The sequence below is a fragment of the Pontibacter sp. YIM B11418 genome, from assembly GCF_059278805.1.
In genome coordinates this window covers 257,737-271,448 of sequence record NZ_JCAEMH010000003.1, presented here as the reverse complement: position 1 = coordinate 271,448, position 13,712 = coordinate 257,737, and the positions used below count along the sequence as shown (strand labels likewise).

At 47.7% G+C, this 13,712-nt stretch carries 18 protein-coding genes; 8 read left to right on the top strand and 10 right to left on the bottom strand.

Annotated elements, in window-relative coordinates; genetic code table 11:
- Position 1: 1 nt before the first annotated feature.
- From AC4QZR_RS08910 to AC4QZR_RS08900, 3 genes are all read right to left on the bottom strand, one after another.
- Complete coding sequence (locus AC4QZR_RS08910) at positions 2-658, bottom strand: metal-dependent transcriptional regulator (protein WP_494480589.1); 657 nt, start codon at positions 656-658, stop codon at positions 2-4.
- A 146-nt stretch (positions 659-804) separates the two neighbouring features.
- Positions 805-1,803, bottom strand: coding sequence for a 3-oxoacyl-ACP synthase III family protein (locus AC4QZR_RS08905; RefSeq protein ID WP_494480588.1), 999 nt, complete (start codon positions 1,801-1,803; stop codon positions 805-807).
- 76 nt (positions 1,804-1,879) lie between these two features.
- Positions 1,880-3,019: a glycosyltransferase gene (locus AC4QZR_RS08900; RefSeq protein WP_494480587.1), complete on the bottom strand. Its 1,140-nt coding sequence runs from the start codon at positions 3,017-3,019 to the stop codon at positions 1,880-1,882.
- 51 nt (positions 3,020-3,070) lie between these two features.
- Between AC4QZR_RS08900 and AC4QZR_RS08895 the strand changes: the two genes are divergently transcribed.
- A complete protein-coding gene (locus AC4QZR_RS08895) occupies positions 3,071-3,883 on the top strand; it encodes a 2,3,4,5-tetrahydropyridine-2,6-dicarboxylate N-succinyltransferase (protein WP_494480586.1) in 813 nt (270 codons plus the stop codon).
- Positions 3,884-3,974: 91 nt separating this feature from the next.
- Here the strand turns inward: AC4QZR_RS08895 and AC4QZR_RS08890 are convergent, their stop codons facing one another.
- Positions 3,975-4,364, bottom strand: a complete 390-nt coding sequence (locus AC4QZR_RS08890; protein WP_494480585.1) for a VOC family protein — start codon at positions 4,362-4,364, stop codon at positions 3,975-3,977.
- Positions 4,365-4,366: 2 nt separating this feature from the next.
- On the bottom strand, positions 4,367-5,272 hold the full coding sequence (locus tag AC4QZR_RS08885; protein WP_494480584.1) for a 3-hydroxybutyryl-CoA dehydrogenase: 906 nt from the start codon (positions 5,270-5,272) through the stop codon (positions 4,367-4,369).
- 435 nt (positions 5,273-5,707) lie between these two features.
- Between AC4QZR_RS08885 and AC4QZR_RS08880 the strand changes: the two genes are divergently transcribed.
- Together AC4QZR_RS08880 and AC4QZR_RS08875 are read left to right on the top strand one after the other, a co-directional pair.
- On the top strand, positions 5,708-5,860 hold the full coding sequence (locus tag AC4QZR_RS08880; protein ID WP_140623340.1) for a lmo0937 family membrane protein: 153 nt from the start codon (positions 5,708-5,710) through the stop codon (positions 5,858-5,860).
- A 66-nt stretch (positions 5,861-5,926) separates the two neighbouring features.
- Entirely contained in the window at positions 5,927-6,076 is a 150-nt protein-coding gene (locus AC4QZR_RS08875; protein WP_007660460.1) for a lmo0937 family membrane protein, read from the top strand.
- A gap of 73 nt (positions 6,077-6,149) precedes the next feature.
- Here AC4QZR_RS08875 and AC4QZR_RS08870 read toward each other — a convergent pair whose 3' ends face one another.
- Both AC4QZR_RS08870 and AC4QZR_RS08865 read right to left on the bottom strand, forming a co-directional pair.
- Entirely contained in the window at positions 6,150-6,827 is a 678-nt protein-coding gene (locus tag AC4QZR_RS08870) for a hypothetical protein (protein ID WP_494480583.1), read from the bottom strand.
- 35 nt (positions 6,828-6,862) lie between these two features.
- Positions 6,863-8,488: an ABC-F family ATP-binding cassette domain-containing protein gene (locus AC4QZR_RS08865; protein ID WP_253405913.1), complete on the bottom strand. Its 1,626-nt coding sequence runs from the start codon at positions 8,486-8,488 to the stop codon at positions 6,863-6,865.
- 333 nt (positions 8,489-8,821) lie between these two features.
- On the opposite strand from AC4QZR_RS08865, the gene AC4QZR_RS08860 reads away from it, so the two are divergent.
- Entirely contained in the window at positions 8,822-9,292 is a 471-nt protein-coding gene (locus AC4QZR_RS08860) for a DUF4199 domain-containing protein (RefSeq protein WP_494480582.1), read from the top strand.
- A gap of 53 nt (positions 9,293-9,345) precedes the next feature.
- Positions 9,346-9,804, top strand: coding sequence for a DUF4199 domain-containing protein (locus AC4QZR_RS08855; RefSeq protein WP_253405911.1), 459 nt, complete (start codon positions 9,346-9,348; stop codon positions 9,802-9,804).
- A gap of 88 nt (positions 9,805-9,892) precedes the next feature.
- On the opposite strand, the gene AC4QZR_RS08850 is transcribed toward AC4QZR_RS08855, so the two are convergent.
- Positions 9,893-10,123 (bottom strand): hypothetical protein, encoded by a 231-nt coding sequence (locus AC4QZR_RS08850; protein WP_253405910.1) that lies wholly within the window; start codon positions 10,121-10,123, stop codon positions 9,893-9,895.
- Between the two features lie 313 nt (positions 10,124-10,436).
- Here AC4QZR_RS08850 and AC4QZR_RS08845 point away from each other — a divergent pair, with 313 nt between their 5' ends.
- Complete coding sequence (locus AC4QZR_RS08845) at positions 10,437-10,835, top strand: hypothetical protein (RefSeq protein ID WP_494480581.1); 399 nt, start codon at positions 10,437-10,439, stop codon at positions 10,833-10,835.
- A 50-nt stretch (positions 10,836-10,885) separates the two neighbouring features.
- On the opposite strand, the gene AC4QZR_RS08840 is transcribed toward AC4QZR_RS08845, so the two are convergent.
- Positions 10,886-11,275: a hypothetical protein gene (locus AC4QZR_RS08840; RefSeq protein ID WP_494480580.1), complete on the bottom strand. Its 390-nt coding sequence runs from the start codon at positions 11,273-11,275 to the stop codon at positions 10,886-10,888.
- A 269-nt stretch (positions 11,276-11,544) separates the two neighbouring features.
- Between AC4QZR_RS08840 and AC4QZR_RS08835 the strand changes: the two genes are divergently transcribed.
- Positions 11,545-12,360 carry a murein L,D-transpeptidase catalytic domain family protein gene (locus AC4QZR_RS08835; protein ID WP_494480579.1) on the top strand — a complete coding sequence of 272 codons (816 nt, stop codon included), beginning with the start codon at positions 11,545-11,547 and terminating at the stop codon, positions 12,358-12,360.
- A gap of 74 nt (positions 12,361-12,434) precedes the next feature.
- On the opposite strand, the gene AC4QZR_RS08830 is transcribed toward AC4QZR_RS08835, so the two are convergent.
- Positions 12,435-12,632, bottom strand: coding sequence for a hypothetical protein (locus tag AC4QZR_RS08830; protein ID WP_116543560.1), 198 nt, complete (start codon positions 12,630-12,632; stop codon positions 12,435-12,437).
- A 278-nt stretch (positions 12,633-12,910) separates the two neighbouring features.
- Between AC4QZR_RS08830 and AC4QZR_RS08825 the strand changes: the two genes are divergently transcribed.
- Positions 12,911-13,708 carry a M48 family metalloprotease gene (locus tag AC4QZR_RS08825; RefSeq protein ID WP_494480578.1) on the top strand — a complete coding sequence of 266 codons (798 nt, stop codon included), beginning with the start codon at positions 12,911-12,913 and terminating at the stop codon, positions 13,706-13,708.
- Positions 13,709-13,712: the final 4 nt, after the last annotated feature.

Here is a 13,712-nt window from a genome sequence, read left to right as displayed (position 1 = left end):
ACTAGGCAGACAGGAAAATATTACGTGCCACTTCACTGGATACTACCAGATTCTTTTTGTTCTCAATGTTTATTTCCAATGAGTTATCGTATAGGATCTTATCTATTACTTTAATCTTTGCTCCCAGGAATATCCCCATTTTATCGAGGTACTGCAGAAAGAGCGGTTGAGAGTCGTTGACGCCTACTACTGTGCCGGAACTGTTCACTTCAAGTTCTGCCAACAGACGCTGCTGTTTGGTATTCATCTCGCCGTCTTCCGTGGGAATCGGGTCGCCATGTGGGTCAAACTTTGGATAGCCCAGAAACTCATCGAGCCGCCGGATAAGCAGATCAGAGTTGATGTGCTCCAGTTCCTCGGCCATGTCATGCACCTCGTCCCAGTTGAATTTTAGCTTCTCCACCAGGAAAACCTCCCATAACCTGTGTTTGCGGATGATCTGCAAAGCTACCCGCTCACCATTTTTCGTTAGGGTGACACCCCGGTACTTCACATAGTCGGCTATACCTTTAGCGCTCAGTTTGCGCAGCATGTCCGTCACAGACGCCGCCTTGGTGTCCAGGGCGTCTGCTATCGCATTGGTGTTTACCTCACGGGTACCGCCGTCAGAAAGTTTGTAGATGGCCTTGATGTAATTTTCTTCAGTAAAGCTGTGCACTTATTGTTGATTGAGTGAATGAGTGTGTTAGTGATTGAGTGAGTTGGTAAATGAGTTAATTATTAAATTGTTGAGATTAATAATTCGTCCTTGAAACATCACTCAACCAAAAAATCTCTCATTCACTAACTCACTCAACTTAGAAATTACCATCTGATAAGGGCAGAGGCCCAGGTGAAGCCGGAGCCGAAGGCTGCCATACATACCAGGTCCCCTTCCTTAACGCGCCCTTCCTGTACGGCTTCGCTCAGTGCGATCGGTACAGAGGCAGCTGTTGTGTTACCGTATTTCTGGATATTACTCATCACTTTTTCGGCTGGAAGTCCCATCTTCTGTTGAATATAAGACGTAATTCGCAGGTTGGCCTGGTGTGGTATAAGCATATCAACATCAGATGCTTTATACCCATTCTTGTTCAGTGCTTCTTCAATCACTTCCGGGAAGCGCGTGACGGCATGTTTGAACACTTGGTTGCCGTTCATGTAAGGATAGATGGTGCCCTCGTCGATCATTTCATGTGTAAGGCGGTCCTTCTTGGTGCTGCCCGGGTCGATCACGGCCAGTTCTTCGGCAAACTCGCCATCGGCGTGCAGGTGCGTGGACAGAATACCGCGTTCCGCGCTTTCAGAAGGGGTGAGTACCACAGCGCCCGCGCCGTCGCCAAAGATCACGGACACGTTGCGGCCACGTGTGGTGAAGTCAAGGCCGTTTGAGTGGATTTCAGAGCCTACTACCAGGATGTTGTTGTACATGCCGGTTTTGATGAACTGGTCGGCCACCGAGAGGGCATATACAAAGCCGGAGCACTGGTTACGCACATCTAGGGCGGGTATCTCTTTCAGGCCCATTTCGCGCTGCATTAACACACCGGAGCCAGGAAACACATAATCCGGGCTAAGGGTGGCAAACACGATCATGTCCACCTCCTCTGGCTTCAAACCGGCCATTTCAAGGGCTTTCATAGAGGCTTTGGCGCCCATGTTGGATGTCGTGTCTACGCCCTCCTGGAAGTAGCGACGCTCCTGTATACCTGTTCGCTCACGGATCCATTCATCTGAAGTTTCCATGATTTTCTCCAGGTCAAAATTGGTGACTACCTTTTCAGGCACGTAGTGGCCTACGCCGGCTATCTTTGAGTTTCGCATAATATAAGGTTTAGCTTTACAAATATACTGATTCTATTCAAATTTAGATTCGTCTAAAAATTGATTTTCAACTTGCTTATACCTTGGTCAGAAGAGGCTTTATTAACTGTAGCAATTTTTTCTCTTCACTTTCCCAGTAGATGGTGTCAGGTATACCTTGTTTGTAGAAATTGAGAGTGCTCAGTTTGGGGTATAGTTCCTGTACGTTTAGTCGACTAAAATCAATGGCCAGGCCGGCATTGTTTCGCTCTACTATACCTTGCCACAAAGGGTTTTCCTGGATCAGGATAGGCAGTCCATGTGCCATGTATTCGTAGAGTTTCGTAGGGATGCAGCGAAAAGTACTTGCATTGGGTCGGTAAGGCAGTAAGCCGATATGGCTCTCCTGTATTTGTTGCAGTATTTCCTGATGCGGCATCAGCTTGTTGCCACCCACTAATTCCACGAAAGGGAGTGCATGGCAAGCCTGTTGAAGTTTCGCTAAGGTATGGCTGTTGGCGCAATACCCGATGATGGTTAGTTTCACTTCAGGCCGGATAGCCTGTAGTTTCTTTGCCAGCTTAATCGCTTCCCACACGCCGTACTCCTCGGCAATAGTGCCGCTGTAAAGCAAACAAAGCGGCCCGGTAGGAGGCAGGCTGGCAGGTATAGCAGTGATTGGCAGTTTTTGACTGCCTTTGTACTTGTTCTCTATAAAGGTATAGCGATCGCCCAAAAAGGGAAGCTCATCGGCATAACTGCGCTCGGCCAGCAGATAGTGATCGATGCTGGAGGCTGTCATCTTTTCGATGGTGCGAATGCTCAGCGCCAGCAGATGTTTAAGCGGCCAGCTATAGTTGTGCTGTGCCCGCAAGTTAAGGCTATAGTTTTCCTGTATGTCGTATACAATACGGACGTCACCATACCTGGCTTTATATAGGAGCGTAGCTAGTAGCAATTCGTGTGTGCTCACGATCACCAACTGTGGCCGGATGTGCTGGAGCAGGCGGTAGTAATCGCGCTGGGCAGTTAGGCGGCCGGTGCTGAGTCTCCTGAACTGGAAAATAGGGTGGAAGTGCAGGTTGTCCGGTGCTCCGGCAGGTATAGGCGCTTTGTATCCGGCCAGGTGGATGCTTGTACCAGAAATCTTGCTCAGCGACATGCCCAGCTTTTCATAGAGACGGGTGTCGTTTATGGGCTTGAGCAGCGAGGCCAGCAGGATTCTCTTTTCAGACATCGCCTAAATTTAATACTTTTACGCATTGATTCTCTATAAACGAAAAATAGCATGGCATTACAGCAGATAATAGAGCAGGCCTGGGAAAACCGTGACTTGCTGAAAGAACATAATACGATTGAAGCGGTTCGCGCCGTGATAGAAGAGCTTGACAAAGGTCGTCTGCGTGTGGCAGAGCCTGTTGGTGATGACTGGAAGGTAAACGAGTGGGTGAAGAAGGCGGTGCTGATGTACTTCCCGATTCAGGCGATGAAGACGATCGAGGTGGGACCGTTTGAGTTTCATGACAAGATTGCCCTTAAATCGAACTACGCACAACTGGGTGTGCGTGTCGTGCCTCATGCCGTGGCCCGTTACGGCGCTTATCTTGCCAAAGGTGTAATCATGATGCCTTCTTATGTAAATATTGGCGCTTATGTGGACGAAGGTACGATGGTGGATACCTGGGCTACCGTAGGTAGCTGTGCTCAGGTGGGCAAGCACGTGCACCTGAGTGGCGGTGTTGGACTGGGCGGCGTGTTGGAGCCGGTACAGGCAGCCCCTACGATTATTGAGGACGGCGCCTTTATCGGATCGCGCAGCATTCTGGTAGAAGGCTGCCGCATCGGCAAAGAAGCAGTGATCGGTGCAGGTGTAACCATCACGGGCAGCTCCAAAATCATCGACGTGACAGGCAGTGAGCCGAAAGAGTACAGAGGATATGTGCCGCCGCGTGCCGTGGTTATACCTGGTTCCTATACCAAGAAATTCCCGGCAGGCGAGTTCCAGGTACCATGTGCCCTTATCATCGGTCAGCGCAAAGAAAGTACCGATCTTAAAACTTCGCTCAACGATGCATTGCGTGAAAATGCTGTAGCAGTTTAAAATCTTTTATACTTCCCTTTATTTAACTGAAAATCCCCCTGCTGATATGGCAGGGGGATTTCTGTTTATAAGGTATAGCTGAAAGTATAGACTAGCCTCTGGAATGCAGGGCGATGCGGTTACCTTCTGTGTCCAGGATTAAAGCCATAAAGCCGATGTCCTCTGCTATCAGCGTCTTGTCCTGTAGCAGTTTACCGCCCGCCTTCTCTACCCTAGCCAGTTCGTTTGCTAAGTCTCCAGACGGGGAGGAGAAGTAGACCACCGTTCCGTCGGCAGAAGGTTTGTACTTCTCTTCATGCTTCACAAGCGAGCCTGAGGCACCTGAAGCCTCCTCGGACCATGGGAACCAGGCCATTTCCTCGTCGCCAATGGTCTGGTAGTGTAGGGTATAGTCAAACACCGTTTCATAAAAACGGATAGCCCGCGGCATATCGGTTACTGGTACCTCAAACCAGTCTACTACATTAAAGGTCTGTGCCATGCTTATTGTGCAAAGTGTTTTTTCTTGAATCGGTCAGCCACGACAAGTTCTTTCGAACCATGCGACCAGGAGTAAAAGCCTTGTCCTGATTTCACGCCTTTATGACCTGCTTGCACCATGTTTACCAGCAGTGGGCATGGGGCGTATTTGGGATTGCCAAAGCCATCGTGCAGCACGTTCAGGATAGAAAGGCACACGTCCAGGCCAATGAAGTCGGCGAGTTGCAGCGGTCCCATCGGGTGCGCCATACCCAGCTTCATGATCGTGTCGATCTCTTCCACGCCGGCCACACCCTCATATAAAGAGTAGATCGCCTCGTTGATCATCGGCATAAGAATACGGTTGGCTACGAAGCCCGGGTAGTCGTTGCACTCAGTAGGCACCTTGCCCAGTTGCAGCGACATGTCCATCACCTGGCTGGTCACTTCGTCAGAAGTAGAATAGCCGCGGATAATCTCGACCAGTTTCATCACCGGCACCGGGTTCATAAAGTGCATGCCGATCACTTTGTCAGGGCGATTGGTTACCGAAGCGATTTTGGTGATGGAGATAGAAGAGGTGTTGCTGGCCAGTATCGCTTCCGGCTTGGCAAAAGCATCCAGATCTTTAAATATCTTCAGCTTCAGGTCTACGTTCTCAGTGGCCGCCTCCACGATCAGGTCTGCTTCCTGCACACCCTGCCTCATGTTGGTATAAGTGGTGATGCGGTCCAGGGTCTGGTTTTTCTGCTCCTCCGTCAGGTTGCCTTTGGCTATGATGCGATCGAGGTTTTTGGTAATAGTAGCGAGTGCCTTGTTGAGCGCCTCTTCCGAAATGTCAACCAACGAAACAGGGAAACCATTTTGGGCAAATACGTGGGCTATACCGTTGCCCATAGTGCCCGAACCAATGACTGCTATTTTCTTCATAGATGAATATGCGTGTAGTTAAAAATACATTACAAAGCTAACAGAATTCAGATAAACAACGGTTTTAAAAACATTTATCTTGGAAGACTTCTATTTTGTGTGCTGGCAAAAGTCAGGGCTATACCTATCAGGTACCGGGTATAGTTAATATTCTATACTAAATTATGGCGGTCAATTCAGTTTTTGAAAGAAGTTGCATTTTAGCTGTGTATCAAAAGGATAAGGGTCAATTTGCTACTCGGTATTATAGCTATATTTTAAAATATTAGTTCAAAGTATACAAAATAATGCGATTATATACATCCTTTAAAGTATAGGGCTCGTAAAAAGCTTAAAACAAAAAAATGCAAAGCAGGCCACTTAGTCTGCGTTGAAAGCCAGACAGTCGGTTTTGCTTTCAACGCATTGAAAAGGAGAAATTAAAACAAAAAAACTATGGGAAATTTACTGTATATCATAGCCGTTGTGCTAGTAATCTTTTGGCTGATCGGGTTCCTTGGGTTTCCTGATGCCGTTGGTGGAATCATCCACGTACTTTTAGTGCTGGCTGTTATCGCAGTTGTGCTGCGATTAATACGAAGTGCTTAACCTATATAGCGTAACTACGTTAGATAGGATAACAGACTATATTTTCGAAATTAAAATATTAAAACTATGGGAAATTTATTGTATATCATAGCCGTTGTGCTAGTAATCTTTTGGCTGATCGGATTCCTGGGATTCCCTGATGCCGTTGGTGGATTGATTCACATCTTATTGGTGATCGCCGTGATCGTGGTACTGCTACGACTCATACGGGGCTAATACGAATACCTCAAAACAGTAAAGGCTGCAAAGAAATTTGCAGCCTTTTTTTATTTATTCCTTGCTCCAAGGCCTACTTCCTGAATGGAAAGCTAAAGCCTGCTCGGATGACCGGGTTAGAGTAAGGTGAGGCATAAGAATCGTTGAAATTGTAGAGCAGCAGTATGTCGGCTGCACCCCGTTCACCAATACGCTGCCTGTAGCCTAAGCCGGCCATGGGTATACCTATAAAGCGCCTGCTGATCTCATACACCCCGGTGTTATAATTCATTAAGGGCAGCTCCACACTCAATTGCTCGTACTCACCGTGAATCAGGAAATTCTCGAAGATCTGCTGTTGGGCGAAAACACGACCTCCGTAGTTGTGCATACTCTCTCCCCTGAATCTCCGATAATGGTACACCCCGCCTATACCAAGCCAAAACGTTTCGGTAGCACGATAGCCGACTACCGGCAAGAGTGAGATATTCGTAAAAGTACCGAACTGCAGACCGAAACTCCCGCCCCAGAACATGCGGTCAATCAGAGCCTGTGGAGCTTCCTCACCCGGGCGCACTACCTGCGGACGGATCACCTCTGGCTGTGGCTGCGTGACGCGGGGTTGTTGCTGTTGCGGTTCCACCGTAGGTCTCGTAGGCAGTTCCCGTTTGCGGCGTACCGTATCGGGCTCAGTTTGGGCGATGGCCGCTGTGCCGCCCAGCAGGCAACACAGGGTCAGCACCAGGATTTTGTAGCTTAAGCGTAGCGGCATATCATGCTGGGTTACAGGTTGTCGCTGTTTATACGCTATACCTTGGCAGTAGCATACATTTTTTTGCGCAGCTCCTTGATGTTTTCGTCCGACAGGTATTCCTCGTAGCCCATGCGCTTGTCGATGATGCCGCGTGGCGTCAGTTCGATGATGCGGTTGGCGATCGTGTCCACAAACTGTAAGTCATGCGAAGAGAAGAGGATGGTGCCATCGAAATCGCGGAGGGAGTTGTTGAGGGCCGTAATCGATTCAAGGTCCAGGTGATTGGTTGGCTCATCGAATACCAGCACGTTACCAGATTGCAGCATCATGCGGGAGAACATACAGCGCACTTTCTCGCCACCTGACAGCACGTTGGCCTTTTTGAGCGACTCCTCTCCTGAGAACAGCATACGACCCAGGAATCCGCGGATAAAGCTTTCGTCTTTTTCCACAGAGTATTGGCGCAACCAATCAACCAGGTTCAGATTCGTGTCGAAGAACTCCTGGTTGTCTTTCGGGAAGAAAGAAGCTGTGATGGTTGTGCCCCACTTAAACTCTCCTGAATCAGGCTGCTCCTCGTTAAACAGGATCTTAAAGAAAGTAGAAGCGGCAATGTCGTTACGACCGATCACCGCAATCTTATCTCCTTTATCAATCATAAAAGAAATGTTCGTGAAAAGCGGCTGCCCATCGATCGATTTGGTCAGGTTCTCCACATGCAGGATCTGGTTCCCCGCTTCACGCTCTGGCTTGAAGGCAATATAGGGGTACTTGCGTGAGGAAGGCTGAATGTCTTCTACGGTCAGCTTCTCGAGTAACTTAGCACGCGAAGTCGCCTGCTTAGACTTGGAAGCGTTGGCACTGAAGCGGCGGATGAACTCTTCGAGTTCCTTACGCTTGTCTTCAGTCTTCTTATTGGCATCGGAACGCTGTTTCAAGGCCAGTTGGCTTGACTGGTACCAGAAGCCGTAGTTACCGGCAAACATCTTGATCTTGCCAAAGTCGATGTCGGCCACGTGCGTACACACGGCGTCCAGGAAGTGACGGTCGTGCGATACCACGATCACGGTGTTCTGGAAATTATCGAGGAAGTTCTCCAGCCACATGATCGACTCAGCGTCCAGGTGGTTGGTAGGTTCGTCCAGCAGCAGGATGTCCGGGTTACCGAAGAGGGCCTGCGCCAGGAGCACACGCACCTTTTCACTGCCGCTCAGATCTTTCATGAGGGCGTAGTGCAGGTCCTCGGTTATGCCAAGGCCGCTCAGGAGTTCCGCTGCTTCATACTCTGCATTCCAGCCCTCCAGGTCAGCAAATTCACCTTCCAGTTCAGCAGCACGTACGCCGTCAGCCTCCGTGAAATCTTCTTTGGCATAAATGGCATCCTTTTCCTGCATGATGTCAAATAGGCGCTTGTGACCCATGATGACGGTCTGCAATACCGGCGATTCGTCGTATTCGAAGTGGTTCTGCTTCAGTACGGCCAGGCGGGCGTTGGCCGGTATCTCCACGGTGCCGGTGTTCGGGTCAATCTCACCCGAGAGTATCTTTAGAAATGTGGATTTGCCCGCGCCGTTGGCCCCGATGAGGCCGTAGCAGTTGCCGGGCAAAAATTTGATGGTTACGTCTTCAAACAGGGTACGCTTGCCATAAGACAGGCTTACATTGTTGGTGCTGATCATAGATAGCTTAAAATGAGTATATGAAACGATTGCGGTGCAAAATTACGAAATAAAAACCGTCTTTTTTTCAAATTGCTGTAAACCAATAGGCTAAGGGCTCACAGAGGGTGGCTTAATTGCTTTTAAATGAAGCCCTTCGGGAAGTGAGCTGAAAAATTAATGACTCAAATCACAACACCAACCCATGTTCTCTAGTATATTGATTTAATTATATACGGCAGATCGCACCTGCTTTGGGGAGCTTTATGCACGACAAGCTCTTTTTTATAACCAATCGTGCGACTAATCTGTTCACTTTTAAAAACAAAGGACTCTTAACAAAATAGTATACATATGGCACTTTCAAGAATCACATATCAAAAGGTATCACTGAAATATGGTATTTTCGTAGGTATAGCGCACATAATCTTTTTTCTGATCATGCGCCTGCTGAACCTGCAAAACAGAGTGGAGCTTTCGTTCCTGAGTGCGATCTTCCTGATCATAGGTATAACGGTGGCTATTTCGCAATTCAAAAAAGCGAAAGGAGGGGACATCAATTATTTCCAGGGCCTGGCGATCGGGGCAACCACGGGCGTGGTTTCCTCTACAATACTGGCCCTCTTCATGGTTGTTTACCTGACTACTTTAGACACAGCATACCTGGCCAGCCTGCAGTCCAGTTCACTGTTCCCGGTGAGTTTATCAGTACTGTCATTCTTTGTGCTCACCATTATTTACGGAACTATCCCCGGCTTCCTGATCGCTTTTGTGGCCATGCAGTGGTTTAAGCGGGAAGAACATGCCATACAGGAGCGCATCTGACCGTAGCAATTATTCCAGCAGACTCAATTTGAGATATACCTCAAGCACCTACTATGGAAAAAATCGGCCTAAAATACGGCCTGTTAACAGCACTTGCATTGGTCAGCTACTTTCTACTTATGAAAGTAGTTGGCCTCTCGCATATTATTGAGTTGCGCTTTCTTAATGGCCTGATTATGGCAGTAGGTGTTACCCTTTCCATACGGGCACTTAAGATTATGCGGCAGGGCAATATAGGGTATTTTGAGGGCCTGGGGGTAGGCGTCATCACTTCCGTTCTGGCAACTGTGGTATTTTCCGCGTTTATGGTCGTGTATATTAAAGCGTTTGATGATGGGCTGCTAAAAGTTCTTGCCGGCGAACAGTTTTTCGGCGATCGAATGGCCATTACTCCTGGAATTGTAGTTTTTATGGTTCTGATGCTGGAAGGTGTGATATCGGGCTTTATGGTGTCGTTCATTGCTATGCAATGGTTTAAGCGACGCGACCACAAAGTGCCAGGCAGTCCCTGATCGAATTTCATTCACTGAAGAGATACAAAAAGAGAGGCGACCCGGGATTTACCTGGTCGCCTCTCTTTTTTAGGATTATATTGTCAGATCAGCTCACCAGGTTGTCTGGTCGCTGTATGATTTGTACAACTACTTCATGTAAATCACCTTCCTCATCTTTTAGCTTATAAATTACCATCGGGTTGTCTACGTCATGTATAGGCGTGATATTGACGACTTTACCTGCATCAAGCCTCTCTTCGAGCTCCAGTGCTAAGTCCTGAAATGCTTTTGCAAAGTTGACCTCAAGCGAACTGGGATTATAATGTTTGGTTTTCATGTTTATTTCATTTTGTATGGGGGAGACGCTACTGCGAAACCGGGTGCCACTATTAAAAATACTATTTCGAGCGTTTGTTTTGTGTACTGTTCTCTGAGGCTTTAGTTACGATATAGCTAATTTTGAATACAAGTTATTTTTATAATTTAAATGTATTTTGAAATATTGCAATTATGTTCTAAAATATGGCAGGATGTACTATTAGAAAAATATAAAATATGTGTGTTTTCAAACAGAACCTAAATAATGTAATTCCGTTCATAACACTATATAACTTTAGCATAGCCAGATGATGGCATAATACCCGAATACCATGAAAAGAATTATACCTTTTTTAATCATACTAGGATTAACAGTAAGTACGACACAGGCGCAGCGATTGACAGAGACAGACGACGAGCTGGATAAAAAAGTACTGGCATTAAGCCTGAGCGGTCCCCAGATGGCTATTCTGGAAATGAAGCGCGAACTGAATCTGAGTGAAGAGCAACTAAAGCAGGTTGAACTGCTGCACGAAGAACGCTACCAACTGATGTCGGAAGCCGAGTTGAAGCAGGAAGACCCGATAAAACGGCAGCGTACTTACAGAGAAATACAGATACAGCTTGACAAGGTAATGGCTGGCATTCTGAGCGAAAAACAGCTGAAGCAATTCCTTGAGTTGGAAGGACGCCAGCACATAAACATGCTGACTGGGAATGAAGAGGAATAATCACCGGTAAGAATAAAGCAAAAAGCCCGCCTTAAGGCGGGCTTTTTGCTTTATTTTGCAGCAGGTACTGGGCGCAGGTAGGTGATCTCGCTTACTTTGTTCAGGGCGTTAAAGCGTACCTCAGCCCGGTTAGCTTCAGAGAGTTTGTTCCGCTCATTGCACTGCGAGCCGGGTTCGAAGTAGTAGATAAAGACACGCTGTCCCCGGCGCATCAGTTGCTCCGCATCAGGTTTGCCGAGGATGTCTTTTATTTCTGCTTCAGGGCGCCCGTACAAGTCGCGGCGTATTGACTCAAAGTCGTTGACCATAGTATTTCGTTGTCCCTGGCATCCTTTTTTATCTTGTTGCCATTTTTCACTATCAAAGCCTGACATGCGGGCGGGATCAGCGCAGCCCATTAGCATAATCAGTAGCAGGGTATAGAAGGAGTACGTTTTCATGTGCTATTCTCTTACCTCAAAATTGCAGCTTCCGGCCTTGGCATACAAGTAAATGCCCTAATTTATAAAACAGTAAAACTTTAGAGCAATAAAAATATAGAGTCCTCATATACTAAGATTCAGGTATACAAACGTTTAGCATATACATCCGGTCAGCAGGTGGGGGAAAGCCCTTCAAATTGGACCTAAACATCTTTTAAGGGAACAATTGTTGTGTTTTTTCCTGTTAGTACATTAATTGCGTAAAACCCGATAAGAAGAATAGCCCTATGATAAGAGCCACTGTAACCTCTTTTGCCTTGAGTTTCATGTTGATAGCCACTCCTGGCGGAGCCCGACACGACGAATCTGATCCGATGGGACTCACAGCTGAAACTGTTTTGACTTCCACTTCACTTGCCAACCTTTCCTTTGCTGAGAAGAAACTTGCTTTCGAAGATCATGTACAGGAAGTGTATAACAGAGCAGGATTACAAGAGGCGGGACTTTCCTACAGTGTATTTGAGCGTGCCTATACAGGTTACCACAATTTCAAGCAGGATGAACTGACAGCTGCTGACAAGCAGATCCTGACCGTGGTTGATTTTACCAAGCCAAGCAATCAGAAGCGCATGTGGATTATTGACCTGGATGCAAACAAAGTACTCTACAACAACCTGGTGGCGCATGGCCGTAACACGGGCAATGTAAAAGCAGAGAAGTTCTCAAACGAACCTAATTCCAACATGAGTAGTATGGGCTTCTACCTGACCGATAAAACCTATCATGGCAAGCATGGGCTTTCGTTGCGTTTGTCCGGTATGGACGAGCAGTATAACTCGAAAGCCATGGAACGTGCCATCGTACTGCATGGTGCTGACTACGTTAGTGAAGATTTTGTAAAGCAGTATGGCCGGCTCGGCCGCAGCCTGGGCTGCCCGGCGGTGCCAAGAGCTATTTCCGGTGATGTGATCGAGCTGATCAAGAACAATACGGTACTCTACATTCACAGTGCAGACAAGGCCTATACCTCTGACTATTTGAATGTAGAAAGAGCTGTCGAAGGCTTCGCATCGCTTCAGGATATACTGCCGACTAACGCATAGACAGGACAAAAAACTACACAAAAAAGCCACGCCGAGATCCGGAGTGGCTTTTTTGGTTTTAATGATTCTTAGGGTCACGTCTGGTCCTTTGTCGTCTTTACCAGGTTGATGCCCGCAAAGAAAAAGATCAGGCCTACAATAAAGGGAACGGCAGCCGTGTACTTGCCAACGGCAGCGCCGTCGCCTCCCATAACAAAGGCATAAGCGCCCCAGATGATGCCAACTATACCTAATATGGTCAGAATGGCACCGAATGTTCTTTTCATATTCATAATATTCTGTTTTAATTGAAGCTGTTTTTGCAGCGATTTTAGTGTATTACGAAATTCATATAAAATAGGGTAGCTATTTATGAATTCTTGCCTTCTATCTATCCTGCAATCTCTATTATTTTCATGGCACTTGCGTATACTTTCTAGTACAATTAAAGTATATGGTGTTGCAACATACCCGGCCAGCACTAAACATCACGCAAAAGCTGACCGGTGAGTAGGGCTTACATAATTATAAAATTAGAACCGTGAAGCTATAGAGTAACATGAGAGCAGTCATGAAATTTATTATTGCCATCCTGATTGCGGCGGTATCGCTGGTGACGTACTGGTGCAACAGGCAGGAGAATGAATTTACCGGCCAGATGCAGCACGTGGATATGACCGTAGAGCAGGAGATTGCCCTTGGGTTACAGACTGCTCCACAGATGGCTTCTCAATATGGTGGACTTCATCCGGATGAACAGGCGAGAGCCCAGGTTAACGTAATCGGGCAGCGGCTTGTCCAGAATACCCGCGTTGCCGAGACGCCCTATAAATTTGACTTTCATTTGCTAGCCGATGAGCAGACTGTCAACGCCTTTGCTCTTCCCGGCGGGCAGATTTTCATCACAGCAGGGCTGCTTCGTCGTCTGAGTTCGGAGGCGCAACTGGCAGGCGTGCTGGGCCACGAGATAGGGCACGTAGTCGGGCGACACTCTGCCCAGCAGTTAGCCAAGGCAAAGCTCACGCAGGGTTTGACCGGTGCTGCAGCCATTGCCACCTACGATCCGGAAAACCCAGCTTCACGAACAGGTGCCGTTGCTGCCGCTATGATTGGCAAACTGATGAACATGCGTTACGGACGGGAAGATGAACTGGAGTCGGACCGGCTGGCGGTGCGCCTGACAGGGGAGGCAGGCTACGACCCGCGGGCCATGATTGAGGTGATGCGCATACTCGAGGAGGCCAGCGGCGGTGCCAGTGGTCCTGAATTCGCGCAAACGCATCCCAATCCAGGCAACCGTATCGCGGAGATTGAACGTGCCATCCAACAGGAGTATCCAAACGGTCTGCCTGCTGGCCTGGTAAAATAAGCCC